The sequence below is a fragment of the Streptomyces sp. NBC_01591 genome, from assembly GCF_035918155.1.
GTDB lineage: Bacteria > Actinomycetota > Actinomycetes > Streptomycetales > Streptomycetaceae > Streptomyces.
Genome location: NZ_CP109327.1, coordinates 342,346 through 361,729, shown reverse-complemented (window position 1 = coordinate 361,729; position 19,384 = coordinate 342,346). Strand labels below are relative to the sequence as shown.

The window sequence follows — 19,384 nt, the reverse complement described above, 5'->3', positions numbered from 1 at the left end:
CGCCCCCATGCGCGTTGTCAGTCCTGGCTGAGGAGCTGAAGCTCCCAGGCCAGGCTGGTGCCGAAGCTGCCACCGTGGTCGAACATGATCTGGCTGATGCCAGGGACGGTCGCCTCGCGCGCCCAGTCGCGCTGCCATTCCGAGACGACGGTGCCGGCGGTCATCGGGATGACACCCGCCTGGACCATGCGCTGGACCCCGCGCTCGTGCGCCTCGACGGTCGTCGCGCCGGACGCGTCCGTCACCGCGTAGACCCGGTAGCCGTCGGCCAGCGCGTGGATCGCCGGGAAGGCGAGGCAGATGTCCGTCCACAGGCCGGCTATGACGAGGTCCTTGCGGCCGGTGGCGGCGACGGCGTCGACGACCCGCTGGTCCTCCCAGGTGTTGATCGTGGTGCGGTCGATCGGCTTCTGGTCGGGGAAGACGTCCTGGATCTGCCGGATGATCCGCCCGCCGCGGTCCTCGACGACCGTGCTGAGGATCGTCGGCACGTCGAACAGCTTGGCGCCCTTCGCCAAAGCGGTCACGTTGTTGACCACGAGGTTGGGATCCATGCTGTGCATCCCGGCGAACTGCGCGCCCTGGTGGTCGATCAGCAGGAGGACCGACCTCTCGGGCGTGAGCAGTGCGTCCAGGCCGGTGTAGGTGACGCCGTTGGGGCTGCCATGTATGAATCTCCGGTCTCGCTGGTTCCCCGAGAGGCCGATCGGCCCTCGCCGAACCGAAGTTCCCATCACGGAGCGCTGCCTCGCGTCGGTGACGGCTACCTAGCCACGCCCTACGTACGCACCGTGCCCCGCCTTCCCGGAAGACGGGGCACGCCCCTGGGGGACGGGGGTCCTCCAGGGGCGTCGGGCTCAACTGCCAGGCGCGTCGTCGGTGTCGGGGATCCAGGAGCCGTGGATTCCCGCGGCGACAAGGCGCGGGAGGTGGACGGTGGCGATCCGGTCGAGGCCGGAGGCGTCGAGGACCAGGAGCCGGGAGGCGTCCTGCTTGAGGTCGGATACCACGGTGAGCAGGTAGCCGTCGTCCTCGCGGGTGGCGCGGGCGGCGGGGACGAAGACGGCCTCGCTGGGCAGGCGGGCGTCGCCGACCCGGTGGATGCGGCGGGCGCCGGTGGTGCGGCCGTACTTGACGACGCCGTAGCCGCCGTATCCGTGCTGGTCGGGGAAGGAGACGGCGTACTGGTAGCGGTGTTCGGAGCCGAGGAAGTCCTCGTTGAGGGTGGGGAATTCGACGGCGAGGTCGTCGATGATCTGCTCGTCGACGCTTCCTGCGGCCAGGTCTATGATCCAACGTCGAGTGTACGAGCGCGTGTTGGGCTCCGTCCCGTGTTCGGGGGCGCCGACCCGCCAGTTCCAGGACCGCTGGAAGCCCTCCCGCTCCACGGTCGGGCCCTCAAGCGCGACGCGGCCTTCGGTGTCCTCGCAGGCGTTGGCGACGTGCAGCATGTTGCCGGGTTCGATGTCGAACCAGCGGATCTTCCCGGCGCCCTGTGGGCCGCGGGGCATGACGCCGATGTGGGCCGGCTGGTCGTCGTTCCAGCCGTAGGGGATGCCGGAGCGCTCGGTCGGGTCGAAGGTGACGGTGCCCTCGACGAACACCACGCGGTGGCGGGTGATCGCGAAGTCGTGCTTGAGGGAGGCGGTGGCCCCCGGGACCTCGAGCTGCCACCCCCGACTGACCGATGGCCAGTGACATCCCAGGGCCTCTGGACGGGATTGACGCAACGTCAGAAGACCATCTCGTCGTCAGCCGTCGAGCGCAACGTGCTCACAGTCAAGGCCGAACGCCGTCCGAGCGCCGGGCGAGGACACCAAGGTCGTGACCGCAGAACGGCCCGAGGTCTACCCACCGCTGTTCGGCTGGGCATGGCCGGATCCGTCAGCGGCCTGTTTCCCCGGCCCGCCCTGTGCGGGAGGCTGTGGCGACCACGGACAGCGGCCCGGCCGGCAGAACGGAGCATGTGATGGCCGAGGTACGGGAAGACGACGCGGGGGAGCCCGCGCAGCGCACGATGACCCCGTTCGACGACATCTACGACCAGGCCGATCCCCGCGCCTTCTTCCGCGAACTTGGCGCGTTCGGCTACCGGACACCGCATCACGCCCAGCGCATTTTCCGCCGCCTGGCAGCACTCCGGCTGCGGGCCCCGGGGGAAGTGGTGCTGGACCTGTGCTGTTCGTACGGCATCAACGCAGCCCTGCTCAACCACGAGCTGACCCTGGCCGACTTGTACGCCCACTACACGTCGCCGCGGGTGGTGGCCATGACCGCGGAGGAACTGGCAGAGCACGACAGGTCCTTCTTCCACGCCCGCCGCAGACGGGACGCCGTCCCGGTGATCGGCCTCGACATCGCGCCCAACGCCATCGCCTACGCACGAGCGGTCGGCTTGCTCGACGATGGGTTCGCCGAGAATCTGGAGACCGCCCCGCCGACCCGAGACCTGCTGGACGCGGCCCGGAGCATCCGACTCATCACCGTCACGGGTGGTGCAAGCTTCCTGTCCCGGGCCACATTCCAGCCACTCCTGGACAGCGCCCGCACACTGCCGTGGGTCGCTGCCTTCGTCCTGCGTACCGGCTCCTACGCGCCCATCGCCGAGCACCTGGCCAGTCATGGCCTGACCACCGAGACGTACGCCGGGCGCACCTTCGTCCAACGCCGCTTCACCGGCGCTGCCGAGCAGCAGTACGCCATCGACGCGGTGACCGCCCATGGGCAGGACCCGGACGGCAAGGAATCGGCGGGCCATTTCCACACCGCACTGCATCTCGCGCGTCCCGCGGCCGATGTCAGCATGCCTTCACTCGGCGAACTGGTCGCCTGGTGAATGATTTTGCGGGGCGTGAGGCCCGGTCCCTTGGATCGTGTCCATGCGTGGTGAGGCGGATGAGCTGTTGACGGTACGGGGAACTCCGATACGGCTCCCGCCTACGCCCACGCGGTCGAGACCCTCTACACAGCCGCCTACACCCTCAAGTTCGCCAGCAAGCGCACAGCGGGCGGTGATTTCGTCGTCGCTCCGCTGGAAGGCTGTGGTGGGCGGACCGGCCCGAAGCCTTCACCAGCGGAGCCAAGCTGCGTCACGAGATTTGCCTCAGCGACCCCCGCAAGACCGTCCCTCGGAAGCTGAAGACCATCCTGCGCCAGCCGGTCGAAGACCTCGACAGGTAGCTGCATGGCCGCTGCCGCACTCGCACCCGTCCGCACGACGGCTTGCTGAATCACCCCCCAGCACGCTCATCGAACACTCTCTCCCGCCTGTCCAGATGCCCATCGCATGCCGCGCTCGTCGAGTTCGGCCCGCCAATCCGCACTGAGCTTCCCGGCCCCGTTTGGGGTCGTTGTCGAGCCATGTGCCGAGCTTGCCCCCCACAGGACCTCCAGTACCTGCCTGACGGCCCGCCGTACCCTCCAGATGCTCGACATGCTTACGAGCCACCGTCAGATGCCCTTCAAGGGCATGGAACTGCCGGGCCGCTGCCAGGTTGAGCGCCCACATATCGTCTTGTGTCCTTCGTGCCGGGTGTTGGTCGTCCCCGGCCGGTCCGGTACCGAGTAACCGGGTCCCGTGCGGTTGTGGCTCCGATCGGCTCGCTGCTACGTGCCGCCAACTCCTTTTCCGATCCCGCCACTTGAAGAAAGTTCTGCCGATGTCGATCTGTTTCCGCAGCTCACCGGAGCGCAGATTGGCCTAGACCACTAACGAACCGGAAAACTGTTTGCCGCGCGCACACCCCTGTGGCTCACTATGTCGTGTTCGCGTCAACCGGGCGCGCGTAGATCCCTCAGCGGGAGGCGCGCGGCCGAACCCTCCTGACCGGACGCACGCCGACCCTTCTGTTTGCCGCGCCGCTCTCACACCGGCGCGCCGAGATCCACCGCACCGAAGGACCACTCGGCACCACTGCATCTCACCCCCCACCAAGCAGGAGGAAGCCTTGTTCCCCCGGAGCCTTTCCCTCAAATCCGCACAGCAAAGACTCACTGCGGCCGGTGTTATCGGCATGAGCGTCATACTGACCCTCAGCCTGATGTCGGGCACCGCCTCCTCGGCGCCGCTGCCGTCGGACGGCGCTGTACCGCCGGGCAAGGGCTACATGGGCGTGGGCTACGTCCAGGACAGCAAGGACTTCAAGCCGGACACCCGGCAGCTGCACCTTGAAGCGGCGCCGGATGGGAACCTCCTGGCGAACCCCGTGGGTGTGGACGTCTCCAGCTGGCAGGGCAGCATCAACTGGGGCGCGGTCCGCAGCGCGGGCATCGAGTTCGCCTGGATGAAGGCGACCGAGGGCACCTCGTACAAGGACCCCACGTTCAGCGCCAACTACCTGGGCGCCTACAACGCCGGCGTGATCCGGGGCGCGTACCACTTCGCGCGGCCCGACGTGTCCGGGGGCGCGGAGCAGGCAAACTTCTTCGCCAGCAACGGTGGCGCCTGGTCCCGCGACAACCTGACGCTCCCCGGCGTGATGGACATCGAGGGCAGTTGCTACGGCAAGACCCCCGCGGCGATGCAGTCCTGGATCCTCGACTTCTACAACACGTACAAGGCCCGCACCGGCCGCGACGTCGTGATCTACACCAGCCCGAGCTGGTGGAACTCCTGCACCGGCGGCTGGACCGGCATGTCCGCCAGGAGCCCGCTGTGGGTGGCCCACTGGACCTCCGCAGGCAGCCCCAGCATCCCGCAGGGCTTCCCGTTCTGGACCGTCTGGCAGTACACGTCCACTGGCTCGGTGAGCGGCATCTCCGGGAACGTCGACCGCGACCGCTTCAGCGGCGACCGCTCTCGCCTGCTGGCCCTGGCCAACAACACCCCGTGACCGTACACGGTGACTACCTCCGGGGGGTGTGACCCCGGCGTGATCGGTACCGCGGTCGGAGCAGGCCAACTGACCTGCTCCGACCCGGAGTTCCGGCCGACAGTCCGGCCGGGCACAATGACAGTTCGCGAAGGAGCAAGTCATGAACCCGACCCCACGTCCACTCAGCAGGCGCGGCGCTCTGCTCGCCGGAACGGCTGCCCTGACCGGAGGGCTGGGGCTTGCGGGCAGTGCGGACGCGGCCGCGCGAATTCCCGAGAGGTCGCGGTCCCGCTTGCCTGCTCCGACCCCGGCGCAGCGCGCCGGGCAGTGCGTCATCCACTCCTACCCGGGACTCACGCCTCCGGCCCGGCTGATGGACGCGATCAGGGAGGGCCGTACGGCCGGGGTGATCTTCTTCGCGGAGAACATCAAGAGCTTGAGCCAGATCGAGGGCGTCATCCAGGCGATGAACGAGGCGAACGCCTCCGCCCCCGTGAAGACCACGCTGCTCCTGATGACCGACCAGGAGGGTGGCATGGTGCGCCGCCTGCCCGGCGAGCCCGTAATGTCCGCGAAGGACGTCGGCGCCTCCACGGACCCGGAGACACAGGCGGAGTTCACCGGCAGCGGTGCGGGCATGAACCTCGCGGGCGTCGGCATGAACGTCAACCTGGCGCCGGTACTCGACGTGTACCGCACGGCCGGCGACTTCACCGACCAGTACGAGCGGTCGTACAGCAAGGACCAGGAGGCGGTCGGCACCTGCGGCTCGGCCTTCATCACTGCGCAACAGAACGCCGGGGTGGCGGCCACCGCCAAGCACTTCCCCGGCCTCGGCCCCGCCTCCGCGAACCAGAACACCGACCTGGGCCCCGTCACCCTCACCACGTCCGCGTCCACGTTGCGCAGCGTCGACGAGGTGCCGTACCGGGCGGCGATCTCGGCCGGGACCAAGCTGGTCATGCTGTCCTGGGCCGTCTACCGGGCGTTGGACGCCGACCGGCCCGCCGGCCTGTCCCCGACCGTGGTCGGCGAGCTGCGGAACCGGCTCGGTTTCTCGGGCGTGACGGTCACCGACGCCTTGGAGGCCGGGGCTCTTCGGGCCTATGGCAGCACGGCGGAACGCGCCGTACTGGCCGCCGCGGCCGGCATGGACCTGATTCTGTGCTCGGCCCGCGACGCCGCCCAGGGGGAGGAAGCAGTGACCGCACTGAGCGAGGCCCTGGCGGCCGGCACTCTCGACGGAACCGCCTTCGACGCGGGCGCCGCGCGCGTCAACGCTCTTCGCGCCGGCCTGTCCTGACTGCTGCCTGCCCGCTGCCGGTCGCCGCACCACGGCACGCACCGCACGCCAGGCCTTCAGCAGAGCGGCGGCGACCGCGCCGCCCTGACCGCCGGTCGCGCCCAGCACCGCCTACGGGTTCGTCGAGGTCTCCCCGGTCGTGGGACATGTGTCCATGCTGACCGGAGGAAACCGGCGCCACCGGGGCATCGCCCGCAGGTCCGGTCAGGCCTCCTGCCGGGGTCTTTGTCGGAGCCGGAGCAGCCGTCCGGCGTTCGGCACGGGCGGGCGCGGCGCGTCGCGCGGATCCTATGCCGTTGCCTCTTCCGGCTCGACGTTCACAAAGCCGAGCCGTCGGCTCATGACAAGGACGGTCTGAACATCCCCATCCCTGGCCGTATTTGACCGTTGAAGACTCTGATCGAACCGCCCCTTCGGCTAAAACTGGCCGTTTCATCAGCGGGCAACAACTCATACACGTATCGGCGTCACACTGATGAACCATGCCCCACTCAAGCACCACAGCCAACAACATCAGCCGCCGGTATCTGCTGGCCGCCTCGGGCGCACTCGCACTCACCGCCGCCTGCGGTTCCAACACCGGCCGTGCCGGCGGAGCGGGCGATCACCCCGCCCTCGACCAGTGGTACCACCAGTACGGCGAGGCCGGGACCGAACAGGCGGTGAAACGATATGCGGCCGCGTACCGCAAGGCGGAGATCACGATCGAGTGGCGGCCCGGCAATTATGACCAGCAGACGGCCGCAGCACTGTTGACCAAGAACGCACCGGACGTCTTCGAGGGCAGTCCGACCCTGGACCAGATCCGGGGTGGGCAGGTCGCCGATCTCACCGACCTCCTGGACGGGGCACACGATGACTTCAACCCCGCGGTCCTCACCCCCAAGACATACAAGGGCAAGGTCTACGGGATCCCCCAGGCCATCGACATGCAGATGCTCTATTACCGAAAGAGCCTGCTGGCCGAGGCCGGCGTCCGGCCACCGCAGACCCTTGACGAACTGGCCGACGCTGCAAGGGCCCTGACGACCAAGGATGTCAAAGGCCTCTTCCTCGGCAACGACGGGGGAGCCGGCGTGCTCGGTGCCACCCCGCTTCGCGCCGCAGGCCTGGAACTGGTGACCTCCGACGGAGCAGTCGGATTCGACGACCCGCAAGCCGCCAGGACCCTCGGCAAACTGCATCGATTCCACAAGGACGATTCCCTGCTGCTCGGAGCCCCCACTGACTGGTCCGACCCGTCCGCGTTCCTCCAGGGCCTGACCGCCATGCAGTGGACGGGACTGTGGGCCCTCCCACAGATCGAGAAGGCGCTGGGCGACGACTTCGGCGTCCTGCCCTTTCCCCGCGACGGGGCACAGGGCAGGCCTTCGGTACCGGTCGGCGCCTACGGGGCGGCCGTCAGCGCGCACAGCAGCCACATCGACGCGGCGAAGGCATATGTGAAGTGGCTGTGGGTGGAACGGACCGACTACCAGGAAGACTTCGCGCTATCCTACGGCTTCCACATTCCCGCCCGGATCTCGCTGGCGAAGAAGGCAGCCGGACTTGCCAAGGGCGCGGCGGCCGAGGCCGTCCGCTTCACGACTGAACACGGCTACGCGCAACCCCTGTTGTGGACCGACAGGAGCCAGACCGCCTACCAGGACGCCCTGAGCCGGATCATCACCGAAGGCGCCGACCCGGACGCCCAGATCAGGTCGGTCGTCACGACGGCGAACGCCGAGTTGAAGCGGGTGCGGTCATAGCCACGCAGACGCCTGAAGGCGCCAAACGGCCGCTGGGACGGCGACTGCTGGGTCCCCAGAACCGCTACCTGTGGTTCTGGGTCTTCGTCGGCCCCTTTGCCGCCGGGCTCGCCCTCTTCACGTACGTACCGCTGCTGTGGAGCGTGTGGCTCAGCTTCTTCGACGCCCACAACACGGTGACGCCGACCGACTTCGTGGGCCTGGACAACTACTCCGAGATCCTTGGCGATCCGTCCTTCATCTCCAGTCTCGTCACCTTCGTCGTCTTCTCGCTCTTCATCGTTCCGGCAACCTATGGGCTCTCGCTCGCCCTCGCTCTGATGATCGCCAGACTGCGCTTCGCCCAGGCGTTCTTCCGGTCGGTCTTCTTCCTGCCGACCGCCTGCTCGTACGTCGTCGCCGCAATGATCTGGAAGCTGTCGATCTTCAACGGGGTACGGTTCGGGCTGGCGAACACGGTGTGGGGATGGTTCGGCGGCTCGGACATCGCCTGGCTGTCGACCACCAGCCCGCCCTGGTACTGGCTGGTCATCGTGACCGTGCGCCTGTGGCTCCAGGCAGGCTTCTACATGGTGATCCTGCTGGCCGGACTCCAGCGAATCCCACGCACCCTCTACGAGGCGGCGGCCGTCGACGGCGCCCGCCCCGGCTGGCAGGTCTTCAGGCACATCACCTTCCCGCAACTGCGTGCGACCTCCGTCGCCGTCGTCCTGCTCCTGGTGATCAACGCCTTCCAGGCCTTCGACGAGTTCTACAACCTGCTGTCGACGGCACGTGGCTACCCGCCCTACGCCAGGCCGCCCCTGGTCTACCTGTACTACGTGGCGTTGGGGCAGGGACAGAACCTGGGCCTCGGCAGCGCGGGCGCGGTGATCCTCGCACTGATCATCGCGGTCGTGGCGGTGGTACAGGCACGCTGGTTCGGTCTCGGACGCCAGGAGGACTGACGTATGCGACAGCACTCGACGGATCAACCAACGGGGCTCTCCACGGCCCATGCCTTCCGACGGCTCGCGCGTGGACTGCGGCTCGTGCTGCTCATCGCGCTCGCCGTGCTCTTCCTCGTCCCGTTCTATCTACTGGTGCGCAACGGCCTGGCCACCGAAGCGGACATCACCGGGGCGGACTGGACGTTCTTCCCGCGCAGCCTCCAGTGGGGCAACCTGCGGGAACTGTTCAACGACAGCAGTGTCCCCATGCTGCACGCCCTGTGGAATTCGGCCGTGATCGCCGTCCTCACGACCGCCGGCACCCTGCTGCTCGCCTCGCTGGCCGGATACGGGCTGGCCCGCATCGAGTATCCCTATGCGAGCCAGGTCTTCTACGCGTTCCTGGTCACCCTGATGATCCCGTCCGCCGTCACTTTCGTCCCGAGCTTCGTCCTGGTTTCGTCGCTCGGCTGGATCTCCACCCTGCGCGGACTGATCGTCCCCACCCTTTTCAGCGCGTTCGCGGCCTTCCTCTTCCGGCAGTACTTCCTCGGCTTTCCCCGGGAACTGGAGGACGCGTCCAGGGTGGACGGGCTCGGCTACTGGCGTACGTACTGGCGGATCGTCGTCCCCAACACACGGCCGGTCTTCGCCGCTGTGGGGGCGATCGTCTTCATCGGCTCGTGGAACTCGTTCCTCTGGCCACTGGTGATCGGCCAGCAGCGCGACGCCTGGACCGTGCAGGTTGCGCTCGCAACCTTCACCACGGCTCAGACGGTCAACCTGCACGAGCTGTTCATCGCAGCCGCCGTTTCGATCCTGCCCCTGCTGGTGGTCTTCCTGGTACTCCAGCGCCACATCGTCGCGGGCGCGGAGCGCTCCGGCATCGATGAATGATCAAGAGCCCGGGGCGCCGACGCGGACCACCGTCCGCACCGGGGTCAGCGGTCGGCGATGTCCTCGCGGAGGCCGTCGGAGAATTCCCACCACGACAGCGGTAGCCAGTCGCCGTTGATGAAGGCATCGACAGTTGCGCCTCGACCGCGGACAGTCACCGTCGTTCCTGGCGGGTACGTGGTGCCGGACAGGCCGGGCACTGGGACGAGCAGGGTCCCGAGGCGTTGTGCAGCCACTTTGTGCCCTCCCTTTCCGGGCGAAAAAACGTGCATCGCCGAGCGGAGGTGGCAGTCATGAAGGCCGTCGTATACAAGGAACCGTTCACCGTGGCGGTCGAAGACGTCGAAAAGCCCAGAATCCAGCACCCGAACGACGTGATCGTAAAGATCACCTCCACCGCGATATGCGGCTCGGACCTGCATATGTATGAGGGCCGTACCGCAGCCGAACCCGGCATCGTCTTCGGCCACGAGAACATGGGGATCATCGAGGAAACCGGTCAGGGCATCACCTCGCTCAAAGCGGGCGACCGCGTGGTCATGCCCTTCAACGTCGCCTGCGGGTTCTGCACCAATTGCGTCGAGGGATTCACCGGATTCTGTCAGACCGTCAATCCTGGCTTTGCGGGAGGTGCTTACGGATATGTCGCCATGGGGCCCTGGCCAGGCGGCCAGGCGGAATACCTGCGCGTTCCGTACGCCGACTTCAACTGTCTGAAGCTGCCGCCGGGAAACGAGCACGAGACCGACTTCATGCTGCTTGCCGACATCTTCCCCACCGGCTACCACGGCTGTGAACTCGCCGGGGTCCGCCCAGGTGAGAGCGTCGCCGTGTACGGCGGCGGGCCGGTCGGGCTCATGGCCGCCTACTCAGCCCTGTTGCGCGGCGCGAAGAAGGTCTTCGTCGTGGACCGAGTTCCCGAGCGGCTGGAAAAGGCCCGGGAGATCGGTGCGATTCCGGTCAACTTTGCCGAGGGCGATCCCGTGGAGCAGATCAAGGAGCAGACCGAAGGCATCGGCACGGACAAGGGCGTGGACGCCGTCGGCTACCAGGCGGCGGCGCGCGGCACCGACCGCGAGGAACCGGCGACAGTCCTGAACTCGCTCGTCGGCACGGTCCGGGCCACCGGAGCGCTCGGCGTGCCCGGCCTCTACGTTCCGTCCGACCCCGGAGGCCCCGACGAGCAGGCCAAGCACGGCATGCTCCTCGTCTCGATCGGCAAGCTCTTTGAGAAGGGCCTACGCATGGGTACGGGGCAGTGCAACGTGAAGCGCTACAACCGGTACCTGCGCGACATGATCATCGAGGGCCGGGCGCAGCCGAACTTCGTCGTTTCGCATGAACTGCCCCTGGACCAGGCGCCCTCGGCGTACGACAAGTTCGACAAGCGGATCGAGGGCTACACGAAGGTCGTGCTGCACCCGTAGCGGGAGACCCGACGGCGTGCCGTACGAGCCGGGCTCTCCCGTTCGGCTGAGAGCGGGCACGTCTCGCCGCCGATGACGTCTGGCTTCGTTCACTTCTATCAGCAGTGTTTGTCCCAGTATTTTGGGCAGCAGATGGAGGTCGACGAGCTCGGGAATGTTCACGAGAAATGAAATGACGTCAGTGCATGGTCGGCCCGCCGCCCTCACGGGCGGTGGGCCGTCGAAGTGGGCTGGGTTGAGGCCATCCGGCTTTGGCGGGGTCGAGATGGCGGGTGTCGCCGAGACTGACGACTTGGATGTGGAAGAAGTCGTCTTCGTGCAGTGTGGTGACGCTGCCGGAGGGTGCCCGGAAACCGGCATAGCCGGCCGACTCGATCGGCATCCTGATCCAGGACGCCACGATGCACGTCAGGGAGCCGCCGTGCGGCACGATGATCTGGTGCTCGCAAGGGCCCTGCAGGATCTCGTCCATGGCCGCGTAGATGCGCCGCGCCCACGCCGCCTTGGTCTCCGCACCCTCCACACCCTCGTCGTGTTCCACCCGCTCCCCGACAGCCCGCGGTGAGACGAAACGCCGGTCCAGCCACTCCTGCGGTGTCGGTGAGGACACGGCGGACCGGGACGATGTCGTCGGCTGCGAAGAACGCGACAGCACGATGCCAGAAGGCGGTTGCCGTGACGGCGCGTTCGTCCTCCAGGGCCTCTGCGCAGACGAACCCGGGAGTGGTCGTCGATCGCGCTGTGCAGGTAGGTGTAGCCGACCTTCCCCGTGCCGGGGCCAAGTCGTTTGGAGGCACGGGCGGCGGCGCTGCCAACGCCGTGCATCCTCCGCTCACCGCCGGTGGGGATGCGTCCCAGCTTCTTGATGTCGACGTGGACCAGGTCGCCGACGAGGTCGTGTTCGTAGCGGATGACTCCGCGCAGCTGCTCGCCGGTGGGCGGATCGAGGTCGCGCAGCCGGCTGATTCCGCGCCTCACCAGGATGCGGTGCACGGTGGCAGGCGCCACCGTGCACCGCGGAGCTGCTGGAGCTCGGCAACGAGGCGGGCGGGCCCGTACTTGGTCTGCCGCCGCACCGTCTTCACCAGATCCGCGATGGCCTCCGAGGCCCGGTCCGGGCTTCGTGGTAGGGCGGGGAGAGTGGTCGAGCAGCCCGTTCTCACCGTGCGCCCGCCAGCGGGCGTACCACTTGGCCAGACAGCGGCGGGAGAACCCTGCTTCCGCTGCGACGTGCGCGATCGGACGTCCCGAGCCCACGCGCTCACATGGTCGACGACGCCCTTCCGGCGTCAGCGGGGCGTTGGGATGCCCCGCCATATCAGCCCATCGAGGTACCAGCTCTGAATGCCCATCAGCTGCAGCATGCGTGCAGGCACTGACATTGCGCCGTACGCGCAAGTCACCCGTTGGCGCGCCTTACGTTCCCTGCGCCCGATGCGCGGATGCCGGGGCGGGGCACAGGCCGGTGGGCGTCTCCTCGTTCGTGCTGGGCTCGCACAACACGAACCGGCGATAGTCGTTCTCCCACCGCTCGTGGGCGATCCTGTCCTCCAGCAGCTTGCGGCCAGCGGCGCCCAGCACGAGCAGTAGGCCCTGCTGCGGGTCGTGAGCTTCACGACGCACCAGCGGGTAGACCACCCGATTCAGCAGACCAGACAGACTCAGCGACTGGATGGCGTAATCATCGAGTGCCACCCGTCAGCACATGCGCGCGGGTCACCTGTCGTCGCAGTCGTTTCCGACTCGCCCGAGCAGCGGGCACTCCGGAGCGACACGGTCTGCCGTGTCCACTGGCGTTCGGCCTGGTCGATCTCTGCAGGCGCGACATTGGCGAGTGCGGCGTTTGCGCGGTGAGGCTCGCTGCTGACGGGAATACAGAATCTCTCGCTGAGTTCACCGTCGGCCCTCCGCCTGAGACGACCGATGAGGGCCGGTGCGTACGTGCGCACGCATACCGTGCGGGCCGAACAGGATGAGAAGCTCAACCACGCCGCCGTCGGCGCTGCCCAGCCAGTGGGGCAAGGACGTGTCGAACTCGGCTGCCTCACCGGCCGGCAGCGTCAGGTCGCGGTCGCCGATCACGAGACGCAGGCGTCCGTTGAGCACGTAGAGCCATTCGAAGCCTTCGTGGGTCTGCGAGGTCGGTTCGAGTGGTTCCGGCTGGGCGGGGATGATCATCTTGAACGCGTGCACACCGCCCGGTCGCCGCGACAGGGGCACGAAGGTCATTCCGAACCGCCTGATCGGCTTGAGGTGGATCCGGGGGTCGCCGGTGCGCGGGGCACCGACGAGGTCGTCCAGCGGAACGTCGTAGATACGGGCCAGCGGCAGCAGCAGTTCCAGGCTCGGCCGGCGCTGCCCGCTCTCCAGCCGGGACAGGCTGCTCTCCGATACGCCGGTCGTCGCCGCGAGGCCGGCGAGGGTGATGCCGTGGTCACGACGCAGCGCACGAAGCCGCGGCCCCACCGCGTCAAGCACGTCGTCGTTCGTCTTGCGATCCACGCGGCCATCTTGCCATTTCCGCAAGATTTCGTGCCAGGTCGTGGTGCGCCTGGCAAGACTGAGCGCCCACCGACACAAGGAGTCTTGATGAGCACCACCGAAGCGGTCGCCTTCTGGGACGGCGTCTACGCGGCCCGACCGGCAGTCAGCAACCCGCAGCCGAATACTCGCCTTACCGAGACGGTGACGGGCTTGCGGCCCGGTGACGCGTTGGACCTCGGATGCGGCGACGGCGGCGACGCGCTGTGGCTCGCCGGCCAGGGGTGGCAGGTCACCGCCGCCGACATCTCGGCCGTGGCGGTCGAGCGGCTCGCCGTCCTCGCCCGCTCACACAGCCTGGGTGACCGCGTCACCACCGTGCGGGCCGACTTGCACAAGTCTTTCCCGCCCAGCGGATTCGACCTGGTCTGCGCCCACTACCTGCACACCCCCTTTGACCTGGACCGGGCAACCGTACTGCGCTCGGCCGCGCACGCACTGCGCCCGGGCGGGCGGCTGCTGGTCGTCGACCACGGCTCGGCCGCGCCGTGGTCATGGAACCAGGATCCCGACATCCGCTACCCGAGCCCGCGGGAAGTCGCCGCGGGTATCGACCTGGCTCCGGAGACATGGACGGTCGAGCGGGCCGACGCACCCCGCCGGATCGCAACCGGACCAGACGGGCGCACCGCCGAGGTCACCGACCACGTCCTCCTCATCCGCCGCACCGCCTGACACGGCGGTCGGCGCCCGCACTCGACAAAGGAAGGGAGCCCACGATGCCCAGCACCACACGCCGTAACCGCCGCCGCGACACGCCGCCGCCCCGGACGGGAAGCAACGAGATCGAGGTCTTGCGCGGATTCCTCGACTACCTCCGGACCTCGATCGCCGCGAAGGTCGATGGCGCCCCCGAGCCGCAGGTGCGAACAGCCGCAGCGCCGTCGGGCACGAACCTGCTCGGCCTGCTCAACCACCTGACTTTCGTCGAGCGCTCGATGTTCCTCGGGGACGACGTCACCGACTGGCAGGCGACGTTCCAAGCCGCACCGGCGGACAGCGTGGCCGATGTCGTCGCCCGCTACCGAGACGCGGTCAAGCGCACGAACGACGTTCTCGACGGGTGCACCGATCTCGGAGCACAGGTCCCCCGACCGCGGCCGGACCGCCCCTCTCCCAGCATCCGCTGGGCACTCACCCACATGATCGAGGAGACCGGCCGACACGCGGGCCACGCGGACATCCTCCGCGAACTCATCGACGGCACGACCGGCCGCTGATCCAGCTTCTCCAGGGCGGGAACACGTGATCACAGCACCACGGCCGTTGCCGCGCCGCTTCCTCCGATCCGCGCACACGGTGGCTCCGCGCATGACCAACACCGTTCGGGCGGTGGACGTGCCGAACGCCGGGCACTGGCTCGTCGAGGAGAACGCTCCGTTCGTCACCGCCGAGCTATCGCGCTTCCTCGACAGATGACCACGCCACCAAGGCCGCGCGGGATGCCGCTCGGCACGGGCTGCAGTATCGGGCGTCGCCATTCCAGTACGCCGACTGGCTCTCGCCCTAGCAGATCAACGTGTGCCCGGCTGGCCGCTACCGCGTCGACCGCGCCTTCTCGGCCGGGGACGCTGCCCGCATCCACTCACAGGAGCCCTCTACCATGCACACATACGATGTCACAGTGAGCACCAGCGCCTCGCCGGAAATCGTCTGGAAGCTGCTGGTCAACGCCGCAAGCTGGCCGCTGTGGTCCAAGGTGGACAGTCTGGACACGACACGGTCGGTCGGCCTCGACCCCGGTGGGAGCCGACCCTTTCGCACGATCGAAGGACACCGTGCCGCCGGAGAACTCCGCATCGTTGAAGCCGCCGGAGAACGAAGAAGGGCATCAAGTCGGCCGGGATCCAGAGGCCGTACTCCGGAACGGCCGGGCGCGCGGAGAACTGCCAGACTGATGGTGGCGCGTCGAACGCCGAAACTGCCTCTGCGGAGATCCGCAGGCTGACACAGCGGCGGGTCCGGGCAGGCGGTCAGGCCGTTTGTGCGCTGCGGGCGTACGGCGCGAACAGCAGCGACCAGTTGCCGACCGTGGTCCGGGCCAGTGCCGTCCCCAGCTCCCCGTCCTCGTCATCGGGGGCCACTTCGTCGGGCCGGAGGCCGGTATGCGTGGCCGGCTCCTGGGATCCGGTCCCGGTGTGGACGGGTTCGCCGTCAGCAGGGTCCTTCGTTGCCGCGTCGAGGAGGTAGAGCAGGTGCCCGTGTGCGGGGCCGGCGTCCCCTGCTTCCAGTGATTGCGTGGTGAAGGTGCGCTGCTCTTCATACCGCACCAGATCTGAGTTCTCCACGGCGGCCTGGACGAGCTGGGCCCAGTAGGACTCGTCGTGGGCACCTGTGCGCTGGCACATGTGCCGTGCGGCGTACCCGCCATGGCCCCTGCGTCGTCGATCAGGGGGGAGAGCACCTGGTCGGAGGTGAAATCGAAGCCGAACCACAGGCGGCGGCCGTCGAGGGCCAGCGACTCGATACCGCCGACGACGCCGATGCGCCCGATCAGCCCGGGTACCGGATCCGTCACGCTTGCTCCTGGTGTGGTGTCCGAGATTGCGTTGTCTGCCATGGTGGGTCCCTCTTCCGCGGTCGCGTTCACGCTACTGCCGGAGTGTCTATCGCAGAGCACTGACATCGAGTACGCGGTCCGTCAGCCGGAGTTCCGCAGTCTGCCACGGGTCCGATTCAGTGCGGTGGGGGAGAAGACCGGGGCGGCCCCGCACCGGGCGCCGGCGCTCGCGTCGCACGCCCGGCAGCGTGAGTGCCGAGGCGAGCTGGGGGAGCCGTCCATGTCGGTGCGGGAGCTCGCAGGGCTGGCAGCGCGCACCCGGCAGGGGCGACCGCCGAATGCAAGGACGGGACCCACAACTACGCGGCGAAGTTCCTCGGCCTGCAGCCACCATGGCGGCGTCCGCTACTGGTACAAGTAGGCCACGTCTACCAGCGGGGCGGTCTTGCCGGGACAGTTGGAGGGCCAGGCGGCGGACTCAGACGTGGCCGCTCGCCCGCCGCCGGTGGATCGCACGGACTCTCCCGCCTGGCGCCACCAGCCTGCACGAACCGAACGGGCCCCGTTTACAACGGAGGCTCCCCAGAGGCATCCCCCGCCGACAGCCGCCGGGACGGGGCATCACGAGCAGAACGAGTGTGGGGGTGTTCGGTGCCGAGTAGTTGCTGGCTGTCGGCGAGGACGCGCTCTTCAATTCGATGGCGTCGTTGGTGCGCCCGGCCGGCCAGTAGGAGGCGGCGAGGTTGGCGCGGGTGGTCAGGGTGTCGGGGTGTTCGTTGCCGATTAGACACGTGCCTCCCGCACCCTGTGGTCCCCGGCGGGGAGGCGAGACCACGGGCAAGACCCCCCACCACGCAATTCGGTGGGGGTCTTCTGCTGAACGCGGTAAACCGCCCGCATCCAGTCGTCCCCATAGTGGATTTCGCCGCCCGCGTGGGTGCGGTCAGTCGGTCACGGCGACGGTTTCGGTCGCGCCCGACTCGGTACCGTCCGCGTAGAGGACCGTGACGCGGTAGTACACCGTGGTGGCGGTCGGCTGGGTGTGGTCGTACCAGGAGCCGGTGCTGGAGTTGTCCTCGGGCTCGGTGCCGATCAGGTCGAACGTCTTGGTCTGCGGGTTCCAGCGGTAGATGTTGAAGCCGGAGACCGCACTGCCGTTTTCGTTCGTGGCGCTGGAGAGGGCCCACGCGAGCCCGCCGTGCGGATTGGTGCTGAGATTCGCGAGTGGTGCGCCGGTCGCGGGCGGGGCGGTCGGGCGGAGGTCCAGCTCGGTGACGTCGGTGACGGTCGCGCCGGTGTCCGGGGTGAGCTGGTTGCCGTACTGGTCGACGGCGACGACGCCGTAACGCACCTGCTGACCGTCGGCCGGTACCGCGTCGTGGAATGTCGTCTCCGTGATCTCCCGCGGCCGCAGGGTCCAGGGGTCCTGCACCGGGGCGTACGTCCACTTCCCGTCGACGAAGGTGCCGCGCAGCACGCGGTAGTGGTCGAGACCAGGCTCGTTGCTCGCGTTCCAGGAGAGGGTGACGCCGTTCTCCTTCGGGGCCGCGGTCACGCCGGTGACCGCGGCGGGGGCGGTCGTGTTGCCGGCGACCGTGACGGCGACCTCCTCGGACGGGGCGCCCCCGTTTCCTGCGTGGTCCAGGGCGACCACCCCGTAGTAGTACGTGACGCCGGGCGGCGGGGCGGCATCGGTGAAGCGGGTGCCCTTCACTCCCTTGCCGACCTCCTCGCGCTGGGCCCCGGCGACGGTGCGCGGCTGGCGCGATCGGAAGACCGAGTAGCCCGCGAAGTCGTCGCTGGTCCGCTCGGAGGCGTCCCAGGTCAGCGTGACGCCCGCCTCGCTCTCCGCGCCTCGCGCGTTGAGGGCGGTGTCCACCGGGCCCGTCAGATCACGGGTGTAGTACATCGCCGCGCCCGAGGCCGCCGACTCGTGACCGTGCGTGTCGACGGCGGTGACGACGTAGTAGTAGATGTCGCCGGTCTGCGGCAGGGGCCCGCTGTAACCACCGCCCGAGAGCTTGTCGCCGTTCAGCAGGTTCTCGGGGGTGAGGGCGACCGGGGTGGACGTCGAGCGGTACACGCGGTAGCCGGCGAGGTCGGACTCCGTGTTGCTGTTCCAGTAGAGAGTGATCTTGTCCGGATAGCCCATGGCCCAGTTGTCCTCGACGCCCTTCGGAGCGGCGGGGGCGGTTTGGTCGAGGGTGGTGATGCCGAGGTCGGCGGTGCCCGAGGAGGCGTTGCCGGCCTTGTCGTAGGCGCGGACCTCGTAGTAGTAGACGTTGCCGTCCTTCGGGACGGTCGTGTCGGTGTACGAGGTGGACTTCGTGGTCGCGATCGGCTTCGCGGGGTAGGAGGTGCCCTTCAGCCGCCGGTACACGTGGTACCCGGCGAGGTCCATCTCCATGTTCCTGGCCCAGCTGATCTTCGTGGACGTGGTCGCCGTGCTGTAGGTGACGGTGGTCCCGGTCGGGACGAGCGGCCTGACCTTGTCGACGGTCGCCGAAGTGCGTGGGGTGTAGGTGAACTTGACGTTGGCGGCGCCGGTCCAGTTGACGAAGTCGACGCGGAGACTGTGCCTGCCCGACGGGATGGTCACATTGACGGTCTTGGACACGGTGTTGGCGACGTTCTTCCACATGTCGACCTTGCGGATGCCGTCGAGGTACACGCGGATGCCGTCGCGGGAGGAGGCAGTGAACGTGAAGGGCCCGCCGGAGCCGAAGTCGCGGGTCATGGACCAGCGGACGCCGAAGTCGTTGGCGGGCATGCCCTTGTAGCCGGGTGCGCCGGTGCCCCAGTTCTGGTCGATCACGGAGTCGCAGTCCGTGCCCTTGGGGGTCCCGGAGAAGGTGGTGTTTGCGTAGAACGTCCGCTTGAAGACGGGCGATGCACAGGTCACGGCGGCGGAGGCAGGGGTGGCCGCGGTGAGCAGGCCGCCCGCGGTGGCGAGCACGACGGCGCCGGCAGTGGTGGCCGTCGTGCCTCTGGGTCGGTTCATGCGTTCCTTCAGTCTTGATCGTCCATGGCGGGATGTGACCGCCGAGATCAAGACTCGCGAGGAACGCGCTTGGTTGTAGGTCCGGGAAATCCGACTCCGGCCCACTGCCCCGGCGCTTCACGACGAACGGGTCCTCGTCCTCGGAGCGGGTGATCCACGAAACCTGGCCGGGTACGAGGACGGGGCGGACACCCCGGATTCACCGGGACCGGCCTGTGCCTCGC

Annotated in this window: 17 protein-coding genes and 1 pseudogene; 9 read left to right on the top strand and 9 right to left on the bottom strand. The window is 68.2% G+C overall.

Going from position 1 to position 19,384, the window contains the following annotated elements:
* Nucleotides 1-17: 17 nt before the first annotated feature.
* The gene (locus tag OG978_RS01835; protein WP_326763492.1) at nucleotides 18-734 is read right to left on the bottom strand and encodes a hydrolase; all 717 of its coding nucleotides are present in this window, start codon (nucleotides 732-734) and stop codon (nucleotides 18-20) included.
* Between the two features lie 123 nt (nucleotides 735-857).
* Nucleotides 858-1,730 (bottom strand): carotenoid oxygenase family protein, encoded by an 873-nt coding sequence (locus tag OG978_RS01830; protein ID WP_326763491.1) that lies wholly within the window; start codon nucleotides 1,728-1,730, stop codon nucleotides 858-860.
* A gap of 239 nt (nucleotides 1,731-1,969) precedes the next feature.
* Between OG978_RS01830 and OG978_RS01825 the strand changes: the two genes are divergently transcribed.
* The 6 genes from OG978_RS01825 to OG978_RS01800 all read left to right on the top strand — a co-directional run bounded on the left by OG978_RS01825 (nucleotide 1,970) and on the right by OG978_RS01800 (nucleotide 9,691).
* Entirely contained in the window at nucleotides 1,970-2,836 is an 867-nt protein-coding gene (locus OG978_RS01825) for a hypothetical protein (protein ID WP_326763490.1), read from the top strand.
* A gap of 1,177 nt (nucleotides 2,837-4,013) precedes the next feature.
* Entirely contained in the window at nucleotides 4,014-4,832 is an 819-nt protein-coding gene (locus OG978_RS01820) for a GH25 family lysozyme (RefSeq protein WP_326763489.1), read from the top strand.
* 142 nt (nucleotides 4,833-4,974) lie between these two features.
* Complete coding sequence (locus tag OG978_RS01815) at nucleotides 4,975-6,117, top strand: glycoside hydrolase family 3 N-terminal domain-containing protein (RefSeq protein ID WP_326763488.1); 1,143 nt, start codon at nucleotides 4,975-4,977, stop codon at nucleotides 6,115-6,117.
* Nucleotides 6,118-6,599: 482 nt separating this feature from the next.
* Complete coding sequence (locus OG978_RS01810; RefSeq protein WP_326763487.1) at nucleotides 6,600-7,865, top strand: ABC transporter substrate-binding protein; 1,266 nt, start codon at nucleotides 6,600-6,602, stop codon at nucleotides 7,863-7,865.
* 32 nt (nucleotides 7,866-7,897) lie between these two features.
* The gene (locus OG978_RS01805) at nucleotides 7,898-8,812 is read left to right on the top strand and encodes a carbohydrate ABC transporter permease (RefSeq protein WP_326769900.1); all 915 of its coding nucleotides are present in this window, start codon (nucleotides 7,898-7,900) and stop codon (nucleotides 8,810-8,812) included.
* 3 nt (nucleotides 8,813-8,815) lie between these two features.
* Nucleotides 8,816-9,691, top strand: coding sequence for a carbohydrate ABC transporter permease (locus OG978_RS01800; protein ID WP_326763486.1), 876 nt, complete (start codon nucleotides 8,816-8,818; stop codon nucleotides 9,689-9,691).
* A 44-nt stretch (nucleotides 9,692-9,735) separates the two neighbouring features.
* On the opposite strand, the gene OG978_RS01795 is transcribed toward OG978_RS01800, so the two are convergent.
* On the bottom strand, nucleotides 9,736-9,927 hold the full coding sequence (locus OG978_RS01795; RefSeq protein WP_093545857.1) for a hypothetical protein: 192 nt from the start codon (nucleotides 9,925-9,927) through the stop codon (nucleotides 9,736-9,738).
* 57 nt (nucleotides 9,928-9,984) lie between these two features.
* Here OG978_RS01795 and OG978_RS01790 point away from each other — a divergent pair, with 57 nt between their 5' ends.
* Complete coding sequence (locus OG978_RS01790) at nucleotides 9,985-11,118, top strand: glutathione-independent formaldehyde dehydrogenase (protein ID WP_326763485.1); 1,134 nt, start codon at nucleotides 9,985-9,987, stop codon at nucleotides 11,116-11,118.
* 178 nt (nucleotides 11,119-11,296) lie between these two features.
* On the opposite strand, the gene OG978_RS01785 is transcribed toward OG978_RS01790, so the two are convergent.
* From OG978_RS01785 to OG978_RS01775, 4 genes and pseudogenes are all read right to left on the bottom strand, one after another.
* A complete protein-coding gene (locus OG978_RS01785; protein ID WP_326763484.1) occupies nucleotides 11,297-11,659 on the bottom strand; it encodes a histidine phosphatase family protein in 363 nt (120 codons plus the stop codon).
* Nucleotides 11,660-12,246: 587 nt separating this feature from the next.
* A pseudogene (locus OG978_RS48165) lies at nucleotides 12,247-12,435 on the bottom strand (helix-turn-helix domain-containing protein); the annotation flags it as partial.
* A 99-nt stretch (nucleotides 12,436-12,534) separates the two neighbouring features.
* Complete coding sequence (locus tag OG978_RS01780; protein ID WP_326763483.1) at nucleotides 12,535-12,813, bottom strand: hypothetical protein; 279 nt, start codon at nucleotides 12,811-12,813, stop codon at nucleotides 12,535-12,537.
* Between the two features lie 198 nt (nucleotides 12,814-13,011).
* Complete coding sequence (locus OG978_RS01775) at nucleotides 13,012-13,620, bottom strand: helix-turn-helix domain-containing protein (protein ID WP_326763482.1); 609 nt, start codon at nucleotides 13,618-13,620, stop codon at nucleotides 13,012-13,014.
* An 87-nt stretch (nucleotides 13,621-13,707) separates the two neighbouring features.
* Between OG978_RS01775 and OG978_RS01770 the strand changes: the two genes are divergently transcribed.
* On the top strand, nucleotides 13,708-14,334 hold the full coding sequence (locus OG978_RS01770; RefSeq protein WP_326763481.1) for a class I SAM-dependent methyltransferase: 627 nt from the start codon (nucleotides 13,708-13,710) through the stop codon (nucleotides 14,332-14,334).
* A 44-nt stretch (nucleotides 14,335-14,378) separates the two neighbouring features.
* Entirely contained in the window at nucleotides 14,379-14,879 is a 501-nt protein-coding gene (locus OG978_RS01765) for a DinB family protein (protein WP_326763480.1), read from the top strand.
* Nucleotides 14,880-15,632: 753 nt separating this feature from the next.
* Here the strand turns inward: OG978_RS01765 and OG978_RS01760 are convergent.
* Entirely contained in the window at nucleotides 15,633-16,007 is a 375-nt protein-coding gene (locus OG978_RS01760; RefSeq protein ID WP_326763479.1) for a hypothetical protein, read from the bottom strand.
* A gap of 1,095 nt (nucleotides 16,008-17,102) precedes the next feature.
* Nucleotides 17,103-19,160 carry a PA14 domain-containing protein gene (locus OG978_RS01755; RefSeq protein WP_326763478.1) on the bottom strand — a complete coding sequence of 686 codons (2,058 nt, stop codon included), beginning with the start codon at nucleotides 19,158-19,160 and terminating at the stop codon, nucleotides 17,103-17,105.
* Nucleotides 19,161-19,384 lie beyond the last annotated feature (224 nt).

What these genes read in the sequence shown, in the direction of transcription:
- OG978_RS01770 (WP_326763481.1), top strand. Translation starts at nt 13,708, where the DNA reads ATGAGCACCACCGAAGCGGTCGCCTTCTGGGACGGCGTCTACGCGGCC.
- OG978_RS01800 (WP_326763486.1), top strand. Translation starts at nt 8,816, where the DNA reads ATGCGACAGCACTCGACGGATCAACCAACGGGGCTCTCCACGGCCCAT.
- OG978_RS01815 (WP_326763488.1), top strand. Translation starts at nt 4,975, where the DNA reads ATGAACCCGACCCCACGTCCACTCAGCAGGCGCGGCGCTCTGCTCGCC.
- OG978_RS01790 (WP_326763485.1), top strand. Translation starts at nt 9,985, where the DNA reads ATGAAGGCCGTCGTATACAAGGAACCGTTCACCGTGGCGGTCGAAGAC.
- OG978_RS01810 (WP_326763487.1), top strand. Translation starts at nt 6,600, where the DNA reads ATGCCCCACTCAAGCACCACAGCCAACAACATCAGCCGCCGGTATCTG.
- OG978_RS01825 (WP_326763490.1), top strand. Translation starts at nt 1,970, where the DNA reads ATGGCCGAGGTACGGGAAGACGACGCGGGGGAGCCCGCGCAGCGCACG.
- OG978_RS01765 (WP_326763480.1), top strand. Translation starts at nt 14,379, where the DNA reads ATGCCCAGCACCACACGCCGTAACCGCCGCCGCGACACGCCGCCGCCC.
- OG978_RS01755 (WP_326763478.1), bottom strand. Translation starts at nt 19,160, where the DNA reads ATGAACCGACCCAGAGGCACGACGGCCACCACTGCCGGCGCCGTCGTG.
- OG978_RS01820 (WP_326763489.1), top strand. Translation starts at nt 4,014, where the DNA reads ATGAGCGTCATACTGACCCTCAGCCTGATGTCGGGCACCGCCTCCTCG.
- OG978_RS01760 (WP_326763479.1), bottom strand. Translation starts at nt 16,007, where the DNA reads ATGTGCCAGCGCACAGGTGCCCACGACGAGTCCTACTGGGCCCAGCTC.
- OG978_RS01835 (WP_326763492.1), bottom strand. Translation starts at nt 734, where the DNA reads ATGGGAACTTCGGTTCGGCGAGGGCCGATCGGCCTCTCGGGGAACCAG.